Raw genomic sequence first — 14,906 nt, 5'->3', positions numbered from 1 at the left:
TCCCGGAAAAGCGTTAGATATCATGAGCCTGTCGCCCGTCCGCCTGTTCGTCCTCAGCGGTGCCAACACCAATCTCTATGGCCTCGACCCCACCGGCCCCTATGGTTCGCTGACCCTTGAGGATATCGCGCAGGACTGCCGGGCGCGGGCGCAAGCCCTTGGCGCAACGGTGGATTTCCGCCAGTCCAACCATGAGGGCGTGCTGGTCGACTGGATTCAGGAGGCACAAATGGGGGCGGACGGCATCGTCATCAATGCCGGCAGCCTGTCCTATACCTCGATCGCCCTGCTCGACGCCCTCGCGGCCGTGGCAAAGCCGGCGATCCAGGTGCATGTGAGCAACGTGTTCCAGCGCGAGAAATTCCGCCACCACGCCCCTCTGGCGGCGGCGGTGATGGGCTGCATCATCGGGCTGGGGCCCTCCGGCTACGGCGTCGCGGTGGAGGCGCTGATCGCGCATATACGACGGAAATGAAAAGTCAGTTCATTGTTTTAGAAAGATAATTTATCATATTGTGCTGCACGACGATATGACTCTATGATCCTCCCTCTCGACGGCAGGAGGGATCATGCTCAGGCTCGGCTACAAGGCGTCGGCGGAACAGTTCGACGCGCGCAGGCTGCTCGACTACGCCGTTCTGGCGGAGCGCTGCGGCTTCGATTCCGTCTTCGTCAGCGATCATTTCCAGCCCTGGCGCCACACGGGCGGGCACGCCCCCTCCGCCCTCGCCTGGCTCGGCGCATTGGGCGCCTCGACCTCGCGCATCGTAATGGGCACGAGCGTCCTCACCCCCACCTTCCGCCACCACCCCTCCATGGTCGCCCAGGCCTTCGGAACGCTGGGGCAGCTTTACCCCGGGCGCGTCATTCTCGGTGTCGGTTCCGGTGAATCGCTCAATGAAGTCCCCGCCACCGGCGCGCCGTGGCCGGAGATGAAGGAACGTTTCGCCCGCCTGCGCGAGGCCGTGCGTCTGATCCGCCAGCTCTGGAGCGAGGAGCGCGTAAGCTTCGAGGGAGCGTTTTACCGGACCGAGCGCGCCACCATCTATGATCGACCGGAAGAACCCGTGCCGATCTACATCGCCGGTGCCGGGCCGATGGTGGCGAAATTTGCCGGGCGCGCCGGTGATGGCTTCATCTGCACCAGCGGAAAATCCTGGGATTTGTACCGTGACACGCTGCTTCCCAACGTCGCCGCCGGGCTGGAGGAGGCCGGCCGGGCCGGGGATTACGACCGGATGATCGAAATGAAGGTCTCTTTCGACACCGACAAGGCCCGCGCGCTGGCCGACACGCGCCACTGGGCGGCGCTGGCGCTGTCGCCGGAGGAGAAGCACTCGGTCGAGGACCCGCTGGAGATGGAGCGCCTCGCCGATGCGCTGCCGGCCGAGCGGGCGGCCAGCCGCTGGATCGTCTCCGACGACGCCGACGAGCATGTCGAGCGCATCCGCCCCTATGTCGACCTCGGCTTCCGCCATCTGGTGTTCCACGCCCCCGGCGAGGACCAGGAGCGGTTCCTGCGCCTCTATTCCAGCGCCGTGCTGCCCAAGCTGCGCGCGGCCTTGGGCTGAGCCATGCCCGCGACCCCCGCCCGCCTCGAACTCATCGCGCTGCCGGATTTTCCCTTTGTGAACCAGGGAGATGATCTCTCCCGCTTGGTCGTCGAAGGTGTGGCGCGGGCGGGCGTGCCACTGCAGGATGGCGATGTGGTCGTGCTGGCGCAGAAGATCGTCTCCAAGGCCGAGGGCAGGCTCGTCGACCTTGCCGCCATCGAGCCTTCTGCGGAGGCGAAAACGCTGGCCAGTCAGGTGCTTAAGGACCCGCGCCTGGTCGAACTGGTGCTGCGCGAAAGCCGCCGGGTGGTGCGCGCCCGGCCGCATGTGCTGATCGTCGAGCACCGGCTCGGGCTGATCATGGCCAATGCCGGCATCGACCAGTCCAATGTCGATTCAGACGGGCGTGACGTGGCGCTGCTGCTGCCTGACAACCCGGACGCCAGCGCGGAAAGTCTGCGGGCGCGGCTCCATGCGGCGAGCGGGGCGGCGGTCGGCGTGGTAATCAATGACAGTTTTGGCCGGCCCTGGCGGCGCGGCACGATGGGAATCGCCATCGGCGCGGCCGGCCTGCCGGCGCTGATCGACCGGCGCGGCGACCCGGATTTGTTCGGCCGGGCCCTTCAGGTCACGATGATTGGCTTCGCTGATGAAATTGCCGCGTCGGCCTCGCTGCTGATGGGGCCGGCGGATGAGGGGCGGCCGGTTGTTCTCATGCGCGGCCTCACCTGGCGCGCGCCGCCGAACCCGGCGGCTGAACTCCTGCGCCCCGAAACCGAGGATTTGTTCCGATGAGCGGGCAGGTGATCGCGCTTTCCGGCGGTATCGGCGGCGCCAAGCTGGCGCTGGGCCTCGACCGCGTGCTGGCGCCGGGGGAGCTGACCATCATCGCCAACACCGGCGACGATTTCCGCCATCTCGGCCTGCACATCTCGCCCGACATCGACACGCTGCTCTACACGCTGGCCGGGCTCGACGACCCGGTGAAGGGCTGGGGACGGCGTGACGAGACGTGGACCTTCACGCGCGCGCTGGCGGAACTGGGCGGCGAGGCCTGGTTCCAGCTCGGCGATGGCGATCTCGCCATCCATGTCGAGCGCACGCGGCGCCTGGCGGCGGGCGAGACGCTCTCGCAGGTGACGGAGGCGCTGCGGCGCCGGCTCGGCATCGGCGCGCGGATCGTGCCGATGAGCGACGAGCCGGTCGCCACCCGCGTGCACACCGACGAGGGATGGCTGGATTTCCAGCATTATTTCGTCCGCCGGCGCTGCGAGCCGCGCGTGGTCGGGCTCGATTTCGCTGGCGCCGGTGAGGCGCGGATGGCGCCGGAGGTGGCGGCGGCCTTTGCCGATCCGGCCCTGCGGGCGGTGATCCTGTGCCCGTCCAACCCCTATCTCAGCGTCGATCCTATTCTCGCCGTGCCCGGGATGCGGGCGGCGCTGGCCGGGTGCGCCGCGCCTGTCATCGCCGTCTCGCCGATCATCGCCGGGCAGGCGGTGAAGGGGCCGACGGCGAAGATGATGGCCGAGCTCGGGCTGGAGCCAAGCGCGGAAACGGTGGCGCGCCATTATGAAGGGCTGATCGACGCCTTCGTGGTCGACGAAGCTGATGCCGGCCTTGCGATCGCGGGAATGCAAATTGCCGCCACCCCGACCCTGATGCGCAGCCTCGCCGACAAGCAACGCCTCGCCCGTTTCGTGCTCGGCCTGGCGGCGCGACTTGCATGAACGCAAAGACGGGTGGCATCTGGGCGGTCGTGCCAGTGAAGCCGTTCACCCTCGCCAAGCAGCGCCTCGCCGGCGCGTTCACTCCCCTTTTCCGCCAGGAACTGGCGCAGGCCATGCTGTGCGACGTGCTGGCGGCGCTGCGGGAGGCGCGGGCGCTGGCCGGCTTTGCTGTGATCACCGCCGATCTGCAGGCGGGCCGGCTGGCGCGGGACCATGGCGGCCATTGGTTGATCGAGCGCGAGGTTCGCGGCCTCAATGCCGCAGCGACCGAGGCGGCCGCCGTCCTCGCCGCGGAAGGGTGCGCGGCGGCGCTGGTGCTGCCCGGCGACCTGCCGGCCGTGACGGCGACGGAGATTGACGGGTTCATTGCCAGCCATGGGCCGGGCCGGGCGGTCAGCCTGATTCCGGCAGAGGACCGGCAGGGCACCAATGGCCTGCTGGTCACGCCGCCGGCGGCGCTGGACTTTGCCTTCGGCCCGGGGAGCTTTGCGCGGCACCGGGAGGGCGCGCGGGCGCTCGGCATTGTGCCGCAGCTGCATGAGCCTGAGCGCTTTCCCGGGTTCGCGCGCGACATCGACACGCCGCAAGCAGTGCGCCGGCTGAGGGGCCTTCCGCCTTCGTCAAGCACCGGCCGGCTGCTCGCCTCCGTGCGCTGCTCATAATCGGTGCAGCCTGCGCGCACGAGGCGTCGTTTTGTGCAGGCGCGGCGTGATCGACCCGCGCGAGCTTAAGTTATCCTGAGTTTCTATAAACCAGCACATTTTGGCACAGAACTTGGATGGATCATCGGCATAGCCCTGGAGTGCCGGATGTCATCCATCGCCTTTGTCTCCGTTTCCAAGCGCTACGGCGAGGTTAATGCGGTCAGCCAGCTCGACCTCGCCTGCGCGTCGGGAGAAATGCTGGCGCTGCTCGGTCCCTCGGGCTGCGGCAAGAGCACGACGCTGAAGATGGCGGCGGGCATCGAGGCCGTCTCCTCGGGCGAGATCTATTTCGGCGAGCGGCCGGTGTCCCATCTTGCGCCCGGGGCGCGCAACATCGCCATGGTGTTCGAGGACTACGCCCTCTATCCCCGCATGACCGTGTGGGAAAACGTCGCCTTCCCGCTGAAGGTGCGCGGCATTACCGGCCAGCCGGCGGCGCAGCGCATCGGCGAGGTGCTGCAGCTGCTCGGGCTGCGGCAGATGGCGGAGCAGGATGTGCGCGGCCTTTCCGGCGGCGCCCAGCAGCGGGTGGCGATCGGCCGGGCGCTGGTGCGCGATCCCGACGTGATCCTGTTCGATGAGCCTCTCTCCCATCTCGATGCCGACCAGAAGGTGCAGCTGCGTGCCGAGATCAAACGGCTGCAGAAGCTGCGGCAGGTCACGTCCATCCTCGTCACCCATGACCAGACCGAGGCCATCGCCATGGCGGACCGGGTGGCGGTGATGAACCATGGCGTGCTCCAGCAGGTGGGCGCGCCGCAGGACCTCTATGAGCATCCGGCAAATCTCTTTGTCGCAAATTTCATCGGCGAGCCGCCGATGAACCTGATGGAAGCCACCCTTGCCGAGGGAGGCCGCGTGGTCGGCGCGGGGTGGAGCACGCGGCTCGGCTCGGCGCGCCTCGGCACGCTGCCGGCGGGCGCCAGCGTCATCATCGCCGGCATCCGTCCGGAGAACATCGCGGTGCGTGGGCCAGACGCGGCGGGAGAGGCGCGCGGCACCATCGTCTATCGCGAGCCGCGCGGCGATGCCGACATTCTCACCGTCGCCCTCGACTCCACGGGCGAAGCGGCGGTGAAGCTGATTGCGGAAATCCCCGGTCCCGCGCCCTGGCGGACGGGCGACCGGGTGACGCTGGGCATCGACGAGGCGCGGCTGCTGGTCTTCGACGCCGTGAGCGGGCGAAACCGGGAGGTTGTGCCATGAGTGCTTCGGTCCCGACCGGGCTTGCCGCGCTCGGCATCTGCAAGAGCTTCGCCCATCAGGTCTTGCACGACATCGGCATCGACATCGCGCCGGGCGAACTGGTCGCCCTTACCGGGCCCTCAGGTGCCGGCAAAACCACCTTCTGCCGCATTCTCGCCGGGCTGGAGCGGCCCGATGCCGGCAGCGTGGCGCTGGGTGGCCTGGATCTCGCACGCGTGCCGCCGCAGCAGCGGCGTGTCGCGCTGATGTTTGAATCCTATGCGCTCTATCCGCACCTCACCGTGCGCGGCAATGCACTCTCCCCGCTGCAGGCCCCAAGCGGCCGGCTCGATCCTGCAGCGGCCGCCGCGCGCGTCGACGAGGTGCTGGAACTGCTGGAAATACACCATCTCGGCGATCGGCTTCCAGGCGCGCTCTCGGGCGGGCAGAAGCAGCGGGTGGCGCTCGCCCGCACCTTGGTGCAGGCGCCGGACCTCTACATTCTCGACGAGCCGATCTCCCATCTCGACGCCAAGCTGCGCCACAAGCTGCGCGGCGAAATCCGCCGCCGCCTCGCCGGCCAGCAGGTGCCGACCCTCTGGTCGACGCCGGACGGCATGGAAGCTCTCTCGGTCGGCGACCGTGTGGTGGTGATCGATGGCGGGCGTGTTGAGCAGGTCGGCACCCCGGAGGACATCTGGCTACGGCCGGCGAGCACACGGGTGGCCCGGCTGCTCGGCGACCCGCCGATGAACCTGATCGAGGGGCAGCTGAAGCGGGAGAACGGCACGCTGTTCTTCACCCGCCGGGAGCTGCGCCTCGCCCTACCGCCGGCCCTCGCCCGGGCGGCCGTTCAGGCGGGCAGCGATGCGGTCAGTCTCGGCATACGGCCGGATGACATTGCTTTCGCCGCACCAGACACAACCGGCGCAGTGGGCGCCGAAGTCTATTCCAACGAGCCGTTCGGAAAGCACGCCATCGTCACCCTCGATCTCGGCGCCATGCTCGCCAAGGCGAAGACGAGTATGGCCATTGCCGCCTCGCTCGGGGACGGCTGGGGCGATGGCATCGGCCGGCCGGTGGGACTGATGTTCCCGAAGGAGGGGCTCGCGCTTTTCGACGGGACGACGGGCCGCGCGCTGCCCGGCACTTGAAGCCGCTTACCATAAACAGAGGGAAAGAGCGATGAAGAGCAGGTTCTGGTGTTTCGCCGCCGCCTTGGCGGCCTCGACCGTGCTGATGGCACCGGTGGCAAAGGTGCAGGCGGACGACACGTCCTTCTACGCCGAGGCGGCCAAACCCTATAAGGGCAGCACGATCCGCGTGCTCGACGAGATCACGCCGTTGCAGGAGACCCTGTCCAAGATCGTGCCGGACTTCCAGAAGGAGACCGGCATCAAGGTGGAGTGGGAACTGCTCAACCACTTTGAGGTCATCAACAAGGGCCAGGCCGACATGTTGTCTGGCCGCGGCTATTATGATGCCATCATGCTGCACGGCTTCCAGCTCGGCCCGATGATCTCGGCCGGGGTGATCCGCGAGCTCAACGATTTCGTCACCAATCCGAAGCTCGCCAACCCGAACCTGAATTCGGCGGACTTCATCCAGAACCCGTTCAAGACGGCGGCTTTTGTCGGCGACAAGCAGTATTCCTTCATCAACTGGAACTATAACCAGATCTATTGGGCGCGCGCCGACCTGCTGAACGACCCCGGTGAGAAGGAAGCGTTCAAGGCCAAATATGGCTATGAGCTGGCACCGGCCGCCACCATCGAGCAGATGCGCGACATCGCGGAATTCTTCACCCGCAAGAAGGGTGCGATGCTCGCCGGCAAGCCGCTGGAGAGCGATTTTTACGGGATCGTGCTTGAGGGCATCAAGGGTGGTTCTACCTTCCCGACGCTATGGAACAACTTCGTCAAGAATTACGGCGGCAACCTGATCGATGCCGCCGGCAAGCCGGACTTCGACAGCCCGCAGACCGTTGCCGCGCTGAAGATGTGGCATGAATTGTGGACATTCGCCCCGCCCGGCATCGCCGAATACTCGCTGGTTGACGTGCCGACGGTGATGGGCAACGGCATTGCGGCGCAGTCCATCGCCTGGTCGGACTTCGTGCTCGGCATTGACAAGCCCGGCGTTTCGCCGCTCGCCGGCAAATTCGTCTACGGCCCGATCCCGATCAAGGCCGGCTCAAAGGAGCGCTATGCCGAGGCCGAACCGTCGGTCACCGTCATCAGCGCCGCCTCCAAGAGCCCCGAGGCCACTTTCATCTTCCTGCAGTGGCTCGCCGACAAGAAGCAGCAGGACAAGTTGATCGCGCTCGGCGCCGGCGGCGTGCCGATCCGTGAGTCGTCGTGGGCGCTGCCGGCAATCACCGGCTCGGCCAACAAGACGCTCTATGTCGCGATGAAGGCGACCCTCGACGTAGCCGAGGCCAAGCCGAAGATGCCGAAATTCTACGAGATCTACGACGTGATGAGCGGCGTCGCGCAGGAAGTTGGCCTCGGCCGGATCACCCCGGAAGAGGGCGCCAAGAAAGGTCAGGCGGAACTCCTCAAGCTCTGCACCAAGTGCCTGCTGTGACGCGCCGGCTCTGACGCCTGTTGTGACGGGGTTCCCGTCATCCTGAGGTGCGCGCTTCAGCGCGCCTCGACGGATGGAGGTTCCGGGCGCACCCGGACGACCTTCCTTCAAGGCCCGGCAGAAGCCGGGCACCTCAGGATGGTTATCCCGCCCACATCGCCCAGAAACTCCGTCTCTCCCGCAAAGCGGCGGGGGCGCCTTTCCCCTTCGGACGACCACGAGGACCACCATGGCGATCGCCGGCGACACCATCACGGCCACGGATGCGCTGGCTCCGCTGCCGCGCGAGCGGCTCTGGTACCCGTACCTTCTCATCGCGCCGTCGATGATCATGCTGGTCGTGGTCTCGCTCGTGCCGTTCCTCTACACGATCTATCTGAGCTTCCACGCCGCCAAGTTCGGTCGCGTGACCGACTTCATCGGCTTCGAAAATTACGCGGTGCTGCTCACCGATCCCCGCTTCTGGAACTCCATCGGCGTCGCCGCCACTTTCGTGCTGATCGCGGTGCCGGTGGAATTCATGCTCGGGCTGGCCGGCGCGCTGGTGTTGAACCAGAATGTGCGCGGGCGTTCCATCCTCGTGCCGCTGCTGTTCATGCCGACCATGATGGCGCCGATCGTCGTCGGGCTGCTGTGGAAGATCATGCTGGCCGGCTCGTGGGGGTTCTTGTCCTACAACGTGCTGGAGCGCTTCAATCTGCTTGAGGGCACGTCGGTCTTCGCCTCACCGGAGTTCGCTCTCTACGCGCTGATCTTCGTCGATATCTGGCAATGGACGCCCTTCATGATGCTGGCCTTCTTTGCCGGCCTGCAGGCGCTGCCCATGGGGCCCTATCGCGCGGCGGCGGTGGATGGAGCGAACCCGCTGCAGATGTTCTTCCATATCACCCTGCCGATGATGACGCCGCTGCTGGCGGTCATCGGCCTGCTGCGCTTCATCGATGCCTTCAAGGTGTTCGACACCATCTACATCCTCACCGGGGGCGGGCCCGGCATCGCCACCGAGACGCCCTCCATCCTCGCCAACAAGATGACCTTCGAATTCTGGAACATCGGCGAGGCCTCGGCGCTCGCGGTGCTGGTGTGGCTTGCCTTCTTCGCCTTCTGCAACGTCTTCTACCAGGTCGCCAAGAAGCGCCTGAACGCCTTCTGAGGAAACTCGCCATGGCCGAAGCACAAAGCCGCCCCGAAGGCTCCAAGGCTCTGCTCTGGACCAGCGTCACTGTCGTCTATGCCGCGATCATGCTGTTCCCCATCTTTTGGATGGCGTCGATGATGGTGAAGCCGAACGACGCCATGTTCGCCCGGCCGACCCAGTTTCTGTTCATGCCGACGCTGGAGCATTTCAGCTACGTGCTTGAGCATGGCTTCCACTGGTACCTGTTGACCTCGTTCCTGCTGTGCACCGTGTCGACGGCGCTGGTGGTCATCATCGGCACGCCGGCGGCCTATGCCTTTGCCCGCTTCGAGATGCGGGCGAAGGATGACCTGTTCCTATTCATCCTCGCCTCGCGCATGGCCCCGCCCGTGTGTCTCGTCATCCCGTTCTACCTGATCTTTGCCAAGGTCGGGCTGCTCGACACCTTCCTGGGCCTAACGCTGGCCTATATGACATTCAACCTATCTTTCTACATCTGGGTACTGCGCTCCTTCTGCCGCGATTTGCCGGTCGAGTTGGAGGAGGCGGCGGCGCTGGAAGGCTGGTCGAAGCCGCAGATCTTCCGCCGCGTGGTGTTTCCTCTGCTGCGCAACGGCATCGTCGCCACCGCCGTGCTGTGCTTCATCTTTGCCTGGAACGAGTTCCTGTTCGCCTTCATGCTCGGCGGGCGGGCGGTGCAGACGCTGCCGGTCTCCATCCCCAAACTCATCACCTCGCAGGGCGTGCGCTGGGGCGAGATGGCGGTGGTCGGTATGACCGCGCTGCTGCCCGTCCTCGCCGTGGTCTTCGTTTTGCAGCGTCACATCGTGCGCGGCCTCACCCTCGGCGCGGTGAAGGGATGATGGGAATGGAAGGGATCAAGGCTCACAAGGACCCGAAACTGCCGCCACCGATCGAGGTCGCGGAAGGACCGGAATGGGTGGAGGCGCTGACACTCCTCGACCGCGACGTGGCGCATACGCTCCTCGCCGCCGCCCGCACCCTCTACCCCCATGACGGTCTGCCCGAGCGGGTCTATCGCCGGGTTGTTCTTCATTTCGACCGCATGGCGGCGCACTCCCCCGCCGCCGCCCAGTCCTTCGCTGAATTCGTCGACCGAGTGGACGCGGCCATGCCGCTACCCTTCCGCGAACTGTCAGAGAGCTACCGGGTGGCGGTGCTGAAGGGCATGGAGACCAGCGCGGCCTTCCGGCTGGTCCAGCGCTCCACCGTCCGCTTCCTCTATGACGATGTCGAGGTCTGGCAGGCCTTCGGCTATGAGGGCGCCTCGGTGCATCTCGGCGGCTATGCGACGCGCGGCTTCAACGATCTCGACTGGCTGCCGGACCCCCCGGCCGGCATCTGACTCTGCTCACATCAAGGGTCCAACGATGACACAGTATGAACTCGACGATGCCGGCGTCGTCGTCATCATCGGTTCGGGTGCGGGCGGCGGCACGCTCGCCCATGAGTTGACGCGACGCGGCGTCGATGTGGTGTTGCTGGAAGCCGGCAAGCACCTGACCGCCGAGGACTTCGTCAATGACGAGTGGGGCGGCTACGAGATGCTGTCCTGGCTCGACAAGCGCACGGCATCGGGCGACTGGCGCGTCGCCCGCGACCATCCGGCGACGCCGAGCTGGAGCTGCCAGGTGGTGGGTGGAACCACCACGCACTGGTCCGGCTGCTGCTATCGGCTGATCGCGGACGAGATGCGGGCGCGCACCGTTTATGGCGACATTCCCGGCGCCAGCCTGATCGACTGGCCGATCACGCTGGACGAGCTGGAGCCCTATTACGACCTCGCCGAGGCCAAGATGGGCGTGACCCGCACCAATGGCCTGCCCGGCCTGCCGGCGAACAACAACTTCAAGGTGATGTATGCCGGGGCGTCGGCCTTGGGACTTCATGCCTCCACAGGCCGGCAGGCGATCAACCCCATCCCCTATGATGGGCGGCCGGCAACGATTCAGGACGGCTTCACCGTCACCGGCGACAAGGTCGGTTCGCGCTGGTCGACGCTGAATGTCGAGATCCCGCGTGCGCTGGCCACAGGCAAGCTGGAACTGCGACCGCAAAGCCGCGCCGTCCTCATCGAGCACGACCAGGCCGGCAAGGCGTCGGGCGTGGTCTATGTGGACGCGGCCGGCACGCGCCACCGGCAGAAGGCGCGGGCGGTGGTGCTGGCGGGCAATTGCGTGGAGAGCTCCCGCCTGCTGCTGCATTCCGCCAGCGGCCTGTTTCCGCAAGGCCTCGCCAACGGCCATGGCAATGTCGGGCGCTATTATCTGCGCCACATCATCCAGACTGTCTGGTCGGTGTTCGACAAGCCGGTGAACATGCACCGCGGCGAGATCATGACCGGCGTCGTCAATGATTTCGTCCGCCATGACCCCGCGCGCGGCTTTGCCGGCGGCTATTATGTCGAGCTGAACTCCATGGGGCTGCCGACCACCGCCGCCTTCCTTGATCCAGGCTGGTGGGGGCGCGATTTCGCCGGCGTCATCGAGCGTTACGCCCACATAGCCGGCATGCTGCTCTCCGGTGAGGACATGCCGCAGGCCGGGAACTGCATCACGCTGACCGATGAGCTCGACGCCTTCGGCGTGCCGGTCGCCAACATCCATTATGACGAGCACCCCAACGATCTGAAGATGCGCAGCCACGGCTACAAGAGCATGGTCGCCATCCATCAGGCGGCGGGGGCGAAGCGCTCCATCGAGGCGCCGGCCTATCCCGCCAGCCACAATCTCGGCTCCAACCGCATGAGCGCTCGGGCCGAGGACGGTGTGCTCGACGGCCATGGCCGCGCGCATGAGGTGCCGAACCTGTTCATCGCTGACGGCAGTGCCTTCGCCACCGGCGGCGCCTGCAACCCGACACTGACCATCGTCGCGCTGGCGATACGGCAGGCCGATTTCATGGCGGGCCAGATGGCGGCCGGCGCGCTGTGAGCGAGGACTTCACCGAACCGACGCTGGCCTACTGGCAGGAGCTGACCCGCGAGCCGCCTGCGCGCTTCTCCTTCACGCCGCCGCACCATCATGGCTATCCGGTGCGGCTGGCCGACGGGCAGGTTCTGGTGCTGCCGCTGCGCCGCCTGCCGGATGGCGTTCATGCCGCCGCCTCGCTGATCGCCAACCAGGCCTCGCATGCGGTGGTGGGCTCTCTCGCCGACGCGATGGCGGACGAGGCGCAGCGGTTCCAGGCGGACTGCGTCGTCGGCCTGCCGACGCTCGGCCTCTCCTTCGCCGCCCTAGTGGCGGAGCGGCTGGGGCAGCCGCGCTACGTTCCGCTCGGCTACTCCAAAAAGTTCTGGTACCGCGACGACCTCTCCGAGCCGGTGTCCTCGATCACCAGTCCCGAGGCCGGCAAGCGGCTGCGGCTCGATCCCAACCTCCTGCCGCTGGTCGAGGCGCGCCGCGTGCTGCTGGTGGACGATGCGATCTCGACCGGGGCGACCGCGCTCGCCGCCTGCCGGCTGCTGGAGCGTGCCGGGGCGAGGCTCGCCGGCATGGTGGTGGCGATGAAGCAGACCAGTCGCTGGGCCGCGGCGATCGAGGGCGTGCTGGCTCCCCCGCAGGTGCGCGCTGCCTATGGCTGCCCGCTGTTCACCCAGCGCGCGGATGGCTGGTGGCCGGTCGACGCGACCATGCCGGACGTACCCTGAACCTCATCAGCCCTCGCCCTGCGCCTCTCGTATCGCCTGCCACACCCGCCCGGGGGTGAGCGGCATGTCGAGATGGGTGATGCCGAGCGGCGCCAGCGCGTCCACCACCGCATTGACGAAGGCCGGCGGCGCGCCGATGGCGCCGGCTTCCCCCGCGCCCTTGATGCCGAGCGGGTTAGTCGTACAGGGCACGTTGTGGGTGGAGACATAAAAGAAGGGCAGGTCGTCCGCCCGCGGCAGGCCGTAATCCATGAAGCTGCCGGAAAGAAGCTGACCGCTGTCGGGGTCGTAGACCGCGCGCTCCATCATCGCCTGGCCGATCCCCTGGGCGATGCCGCCATGCACCTGCCCGCTCAGCACCAGCGGGTTGAGCGTCCGTCCGAAATCATCGACCACCGTATAGCGTTCCACGATGATGTGCCCGGTCTCCGGATCGACGGCGACCTCGCAGACATGGGCCCCGTTCGGGAAGGTACCGGCCAGTTGCTCGAAATCGCCGACACCTTCCAGCCCGCCGACTTGCGCCGCGATCTCCAGCAGCCCGACATGGCGGTTGGTGCCCGGCACGCGGAAGATGCCGGCATCGAAGTCCAGCTCGCGTTCGTCGACGGCGAGGAGGTGCGCGGCTTCCCGGCTCGCCTTGCCCAGGACCGCTCCGGTCGCGAGGCGCAGGGCGCCGCCGCCATGCACCATGGAGCGCGAGGCTACCGTGCCGCCGGCGGAGGGCAGCGGCTGGTCGGTGTCGCCGGTCTTCACCGCGATGCGCGAGGGGTCAATGCCCAGCGCTTCGGCGGTCATTTGCACATAGGTGGTCTCGTGACCCTGTCCGGTCGACTGGGTGCCGACATGGACCACGACAGTGCCATCAGTGCCGATCTGCACCACGGCACCCTCTTTTCCGGGCACGCCGGTGCGCTCGATATAATAACCGAGGCCGATGCCGCGCAGCAGGCCGTCGCCTTTCTCGCGCCGGGCGGCGAATCCGTCCCAATCCGCCGCCAGCAGCCCCGCCTTCATCACCCCGGCGAAGTCGCCGGAATCGTAGACGACGCCCGTCGCGGTGCGGTGGGGCATTTCCTCGGGCGCGATCATGTTGATCTCGCGCAGCGCTATCGGGCTCAGGCCGATCTCCCGCGCCGCCTTGTCCACCAGACGCTCGATGAGATAGGCGGCCTCCGGGCGGCCGGCGCCGCGATAGGCGTCCATCGGCGCATTGTTGGTGTAGGCGATGCGCACATCGGTGGCGACGGACGGGATGACATAAACACCGGGCGCCATGGGCGGGCCGGAGAGCGTGGGGCAGTAGACGCCGAAGGCGGAAAGTGCGCCGCCGGCGCTCGCCAGCGTCTCCACCTTCAAGGCGGTAAAGCGGGAACCGTCATCCAGCCCCAGCGTGGCGCGAGAAAAATTGTCGCGCCCCTGCGTGTCGGAAAGAAAGGCCTCGGCACGGCTCGACTGCCAGCGCACCGGGCGGCCGAGCTTGCGCGCGGCGTAAAGCACGAGCGCCTGCTCGGGATAGGGAATAGCCTTCATACCAAATCCGCCACCGACATCCGGGGTGATGACGCGCAGCTGCGACGGCGGCAGGCCGAACACACCCTCGAACATGAAGTCTCGGATCATGTGGCTGCCCTGACTGCCGCTGACGAGGGTGAACTGCCCGCTCTCCCGGTCATAAAGGCCGATGGCGTTGCGCGGCTCCATCGAGGCGACGACGATGCGGTTGTTGACCAGCTCCAGCTCAACCAAACGGGTGGAGGCTTGGAGAGCAGCGTCCACTGCGGCGATGTCGCCGAGCTGCCAGTGCAAAGCGAGATTGCCGGGGGCTTCGTCAAACAGCAGCGGGGCGTCGTCCGCCAGCGCCGCTGCCGGCTCGACCACAGCTGGCAGGTCGGCAATGTCGAGTTCCACCGCCTCGGCGGCCTCAAGCGCGGCACGCGCCGTTTCCGCCACGACAAAGGCCACCGGCTCGCCAACATAGCGCACCTTGTCCACGGCCAGCAGCGTGTGCGGAGGCTGCGGCATGGGCCCACCTTCCGCGTGGTCCAGCACGATGACCACTGGCAGCGCGCCGATCCCGTCGGCGGCAAGATCGATGGCGGTGTAGACCGCCAGCACGCCGGGCATCGCGCAGGCGGCCGCCGCGTCCACACCGTTGATCACCCCATGGGCGAGGGGTGAGCGCACCACGCAGGCGAAGGTTTCTCCCTCGAAGCGGTAATCGTCGGTGAAGCGGCCGGTGCCGGTGATGAAGCGCAGATCCTCGACCCGGCGGAATGGCTGGCCAACCCCGAATTTCATGGCTTTCCCCTTCAGCTTCCCATCAGAGTGGCGCGCAACGCA

14 protein-coding genes are annotated in these 14,906 nt (G+C 66.9%); 13 read left to right on the top strand and 1 reads right to left on the bottom strand.

What is annotated here, in order from left to right; genetic code table 11:
* Positions 1 to 22 precede the first annotated feature (22 nt).
* From J2S76_RS09870 to J2S76_RS09810, 13 genes are all read left to right on the top strand, one after another.
* On the top strand, positions 23 to 475 hold the full coding sequence (locus J2S76_RS09870; protein ID WP_307059955.1) for a type II 3-dehydroquinate dehydratase: 453 nt from the start codon (positions 23 to 25) through the stop codon (positions 473 to 475).
* 94 nt (positions 476 to 569) lie between these two features.
* On the top strand, positions 570 to 1,571 hold the full coding sequence (gene fgd / locus J2S76_RS09865) for a glucose-6-phosphate dehydrogenase (coenzyme-F420) (RefSeq protein ID WP_307059953.1): 1,002 nt from the start codon (positions 570 to 572) through the stop codon (positions 1,569 to 1,571).
* A 3-nt stretch (positions 1,572 to 1,574) separates the two neighbouring features.
* A complete protein-coding gene (cofE, locus tag J2S76_RS09860) occupies positions 1,575 to 2,348 on the top strand; it encodes a coenzyme F420-0:L-glutamate ligase (RefSeq protein ID WP_307059952.1) in 774 nt (257 codons plus the stop codon).
* Positions 2,345 to 3,280, top strand: coding sequence for a 2-phospho-L-lactate transferase (gene cofD, locus J2S76_RS09855; RefSeq protein ID WP_307059950.1), 936 nt, complete (start codon positions 2,345 to 2,347; stop codon positions 3,278 to 3,280). Before cofE ends, cofD begins: the two co-directional genes overlap by 4 nt.
* Positions 3,277 to 3,942 (top strand): 2-phospho-L-lactate guanylyltransferase, encoded by a 666-nt coding sequence (gene cofC, locus J2S76_RS09850; protein WP_307059947.1) that lies wholly within the window; start codon positions 3,277 to 3,279, stop codon positions 3,940 to 3,942. Before cofD ends, cofC begins: the two co-directional genes overlap by 4 nt.
* A gap of 147 nt (positions 3,943 to 4,089) precedes the next feature.
* Entirely contained in the window at positions 4,090 to 5,190 is a 1,101-nt protein-coding gene (locus J2S76_RS09845; RefSeq protein ID WP_307059945.1) for an ABC transporter ATP-binding protein, read from the top strand.
* Entirely contained in the window at positions 5,187 to 6,323 is a 1,137-nt protein-coding gene (locus J2S76_RS09840; RefSeq protein WP_307059943.1) for an ABC transporter ATP-binding protein, read from the top strand. The genes J2S76_RS09845 and J2S76_RS09840 overlap by 4 nt, the downstream gene beginning before the upstream one ends.
* A 31-nt stretch (positions 6,324 to 6,354) precedes the next feature.
* Positions 6,355 to 7,755 (top strand): extracellular solute-binding protein, encoded by a 1,401-nt coding sequence (locus J2S76_RS09835; protein ID WP_307059941.1) that lies wholly within the window; start codon positions 6,355 to 6,357, stop codon positions 7,753 to 7,755.
* Positions 7,756 to 7,984: 229 nt separating this feature from the next.
* Positions 7,985 to 8,908 carry a carbohydrate ABC transporter permease gene (locus tag J2S76_RS09830; RefSeq protein ID WP_307059938.1) on the top strand — a complete coding sequence of 308 codons (924 nt, stop codon included), beginning with the start codon at positions 7,985 to 7,987 and terminating at the stop codon, positions 8,906 to 8,908.
* An 11-nt stretch (positions 8,909 to 8,919) separates the two neighbouring features.
* Positions 8,920 to 9,756 (top strand): carbohydrate ABC transporter permease, encoded by an 837-nt coding sequence (locus J2S76_RS09825; RefSeq protein WP_307059937.1) that lies wholly within the window; start codon positions 8,920 to 8,922, stop codon positions 9,754 to 9,756.
* Positions 9,757 to 9,761: 5 nt separating this feature from the next.
* Positions 9,762 to 10,259, top strand: a complete 498-nt coding sequence (locus tag J2S76_RS09820; protein ID WP_307059936.1) for a hypothetical protein — start codon at positions 9,762 to 9,764, stop codon at positions 10,257 to 10,259.
* A 25-nt stretch (positions 10,260 to 10,284) separates the two neighbouring features.
* Positions 10,285 to 11,847: a GMC family oxidoreductase gene (locus J2S76_RS09815; RefSeq protein ID WP_307059935.1), complete on the top strand. Its 1,563-nt coding sequence runs from the start codon at positions 10,285 to 10,287 to the stop codon at positions 11,845 to 11,847.
* Positions 11,844 to 12,563, top strand: coding sequence for a phosphoribosyltransferase (locus J2S76_RS09810; RefSeq protein WP_307059933.1), 720 nt, complete (start codon positions 11,844 to 11,846; stop codon positions 12,561 to 12,563). Before J2S76_RS09815 ends, J2S76_RS09810 begins: the two co-directional genes overlap by 4 nt.
* Positions 12,564 to 12,569: 6 nt before the next feature.
* On the opposite strand, the gene J2S76_RS09805 is transcribed toward J2S76_RS09810, so the two are convergent.
* On the bottom strand, positions 12,570 to 14,864 hold the full coding sequence (locus J2S76_RS09805; RefSeq protein ID WP_307059932.1) for a xanthine dehydrogenase family protein molybdopterin-binding subunit: 2,295 nt from the start codon (positions 14,862 to 14,864) through the stop codon (positions 12,570 to 12,572).
* Between the last annotated feature and the right edge of the window lie 42 nt (positions 14,865 to 14,906).

Origin of the sequence: Ancylobacter vacuolatus, assembly GCF_030813595.1 — a bacterium.
GTDB classification, from domain to species: Bacteria; Pseudomonadota; Alphaproteobacteria; order Rhizobiales; family Xanthobacteraceae; genus Ancylobacter; species Ancylobacter vacuolatus.
Note: the sequence above shows the minus strand (reverse complement) of the source record. Positions and strands in the feature narration are given on the sequence as shown.

Excerpts from the sequence above, each read along its gene's own strand:
- J2S76_RS09805 (WP_307059932.1), bottom strand. The coding sequence starts at position 14,864 with ATGAAATTCGGGGTTGGCCAGCCATTCCGCCGGGTCGAGGATCTGCGC.
- fgd (WP_307059953.1), top strand. The coding sequence starts at position 570 with ATGCTCAGGCTCGGCTACAAGGCGTCGGCGGAACAGTTCGACGCGCGC.
- J2S76_RS09840 (WP_307059943.1), top strand. The coding sequence starts at position 5,187 with ATGAGTGCTTCGGTCCCGACCGGGCTTGCCGCGCTCGGCATCTGCAAG.
- cofC (WP_307059947.1), top strand. The coding sequence starts at position 3,277 with ATGAACGCAAAGACGGGTGGCATCTGGGCGGTCGTGCCAGTGAAGCCG.
- J2S76_RS09820 (WP_307059936.1), top strand. The coding sequence starts at position 9,762 with ATGGAAGGGATCAAGGCTCACAAGGACCCGAAACTGCCGCCACCGATC.
- cofD (WP_307059950.1), top strand. The coding sequence starts at position 2,345 with ATGAGCGGGCAGGTGATCGCGCTTTCCGGCGGTATCGGCGGCGCCAAG.
- J2S76_RS09835 (WP_307059941.1), top strand. The coding sequence starts at position 6,355 with ATGAAGAGCAGGTTCTGGTGTTTCGCCGCCGCCTTGGCGGCCTCGACC.
- J2S76_RS09825 (WP_307059937.1), top strand. The coding sequence starts at position 8,920 with ATGGCCGAAGCACAAAGCCGCCCCGAAGGCTCCAAGGCTCTGCTCTGG.
- J2S76_RS09830 (WP_307059938.1), top strand. The coding sequence starts at position 7,985 with ATGGCGATCGCCGGCGACACCATCACGGCCACGGATGCGCTGGCTCCG.
- J2S76_RS09870 (WP_307059955.1), top strand. The coding sequence starts at position 23 with ATGAGCCTGTCGCCCGTCCGCCTGTTCGTCCTCAGCGGTGCCAACACC.
- J2S76_RS09845 (WP_307059945.1), top strand. The coding sequence starts at position 4,090 with ATGTCATCCATCGCCTTTGTCTCCGTTTCCAAGCGCTACGGCGAGGTT.
- J2S76_RS09815 (WP_307059935.1), top strand. The coding sequence starts at position 10,285 with ATGACACAGTATGAACTCGACGATGCCGGCGTCGTCGTCATCATCGGT.
- cofE (WP_307059952.1), top strand. The coding sequence starts at position 1,575 with ATGCCCGCGACCCCCGCCCGCCTCGAACTCATCGCGCTGCCGGATTTT.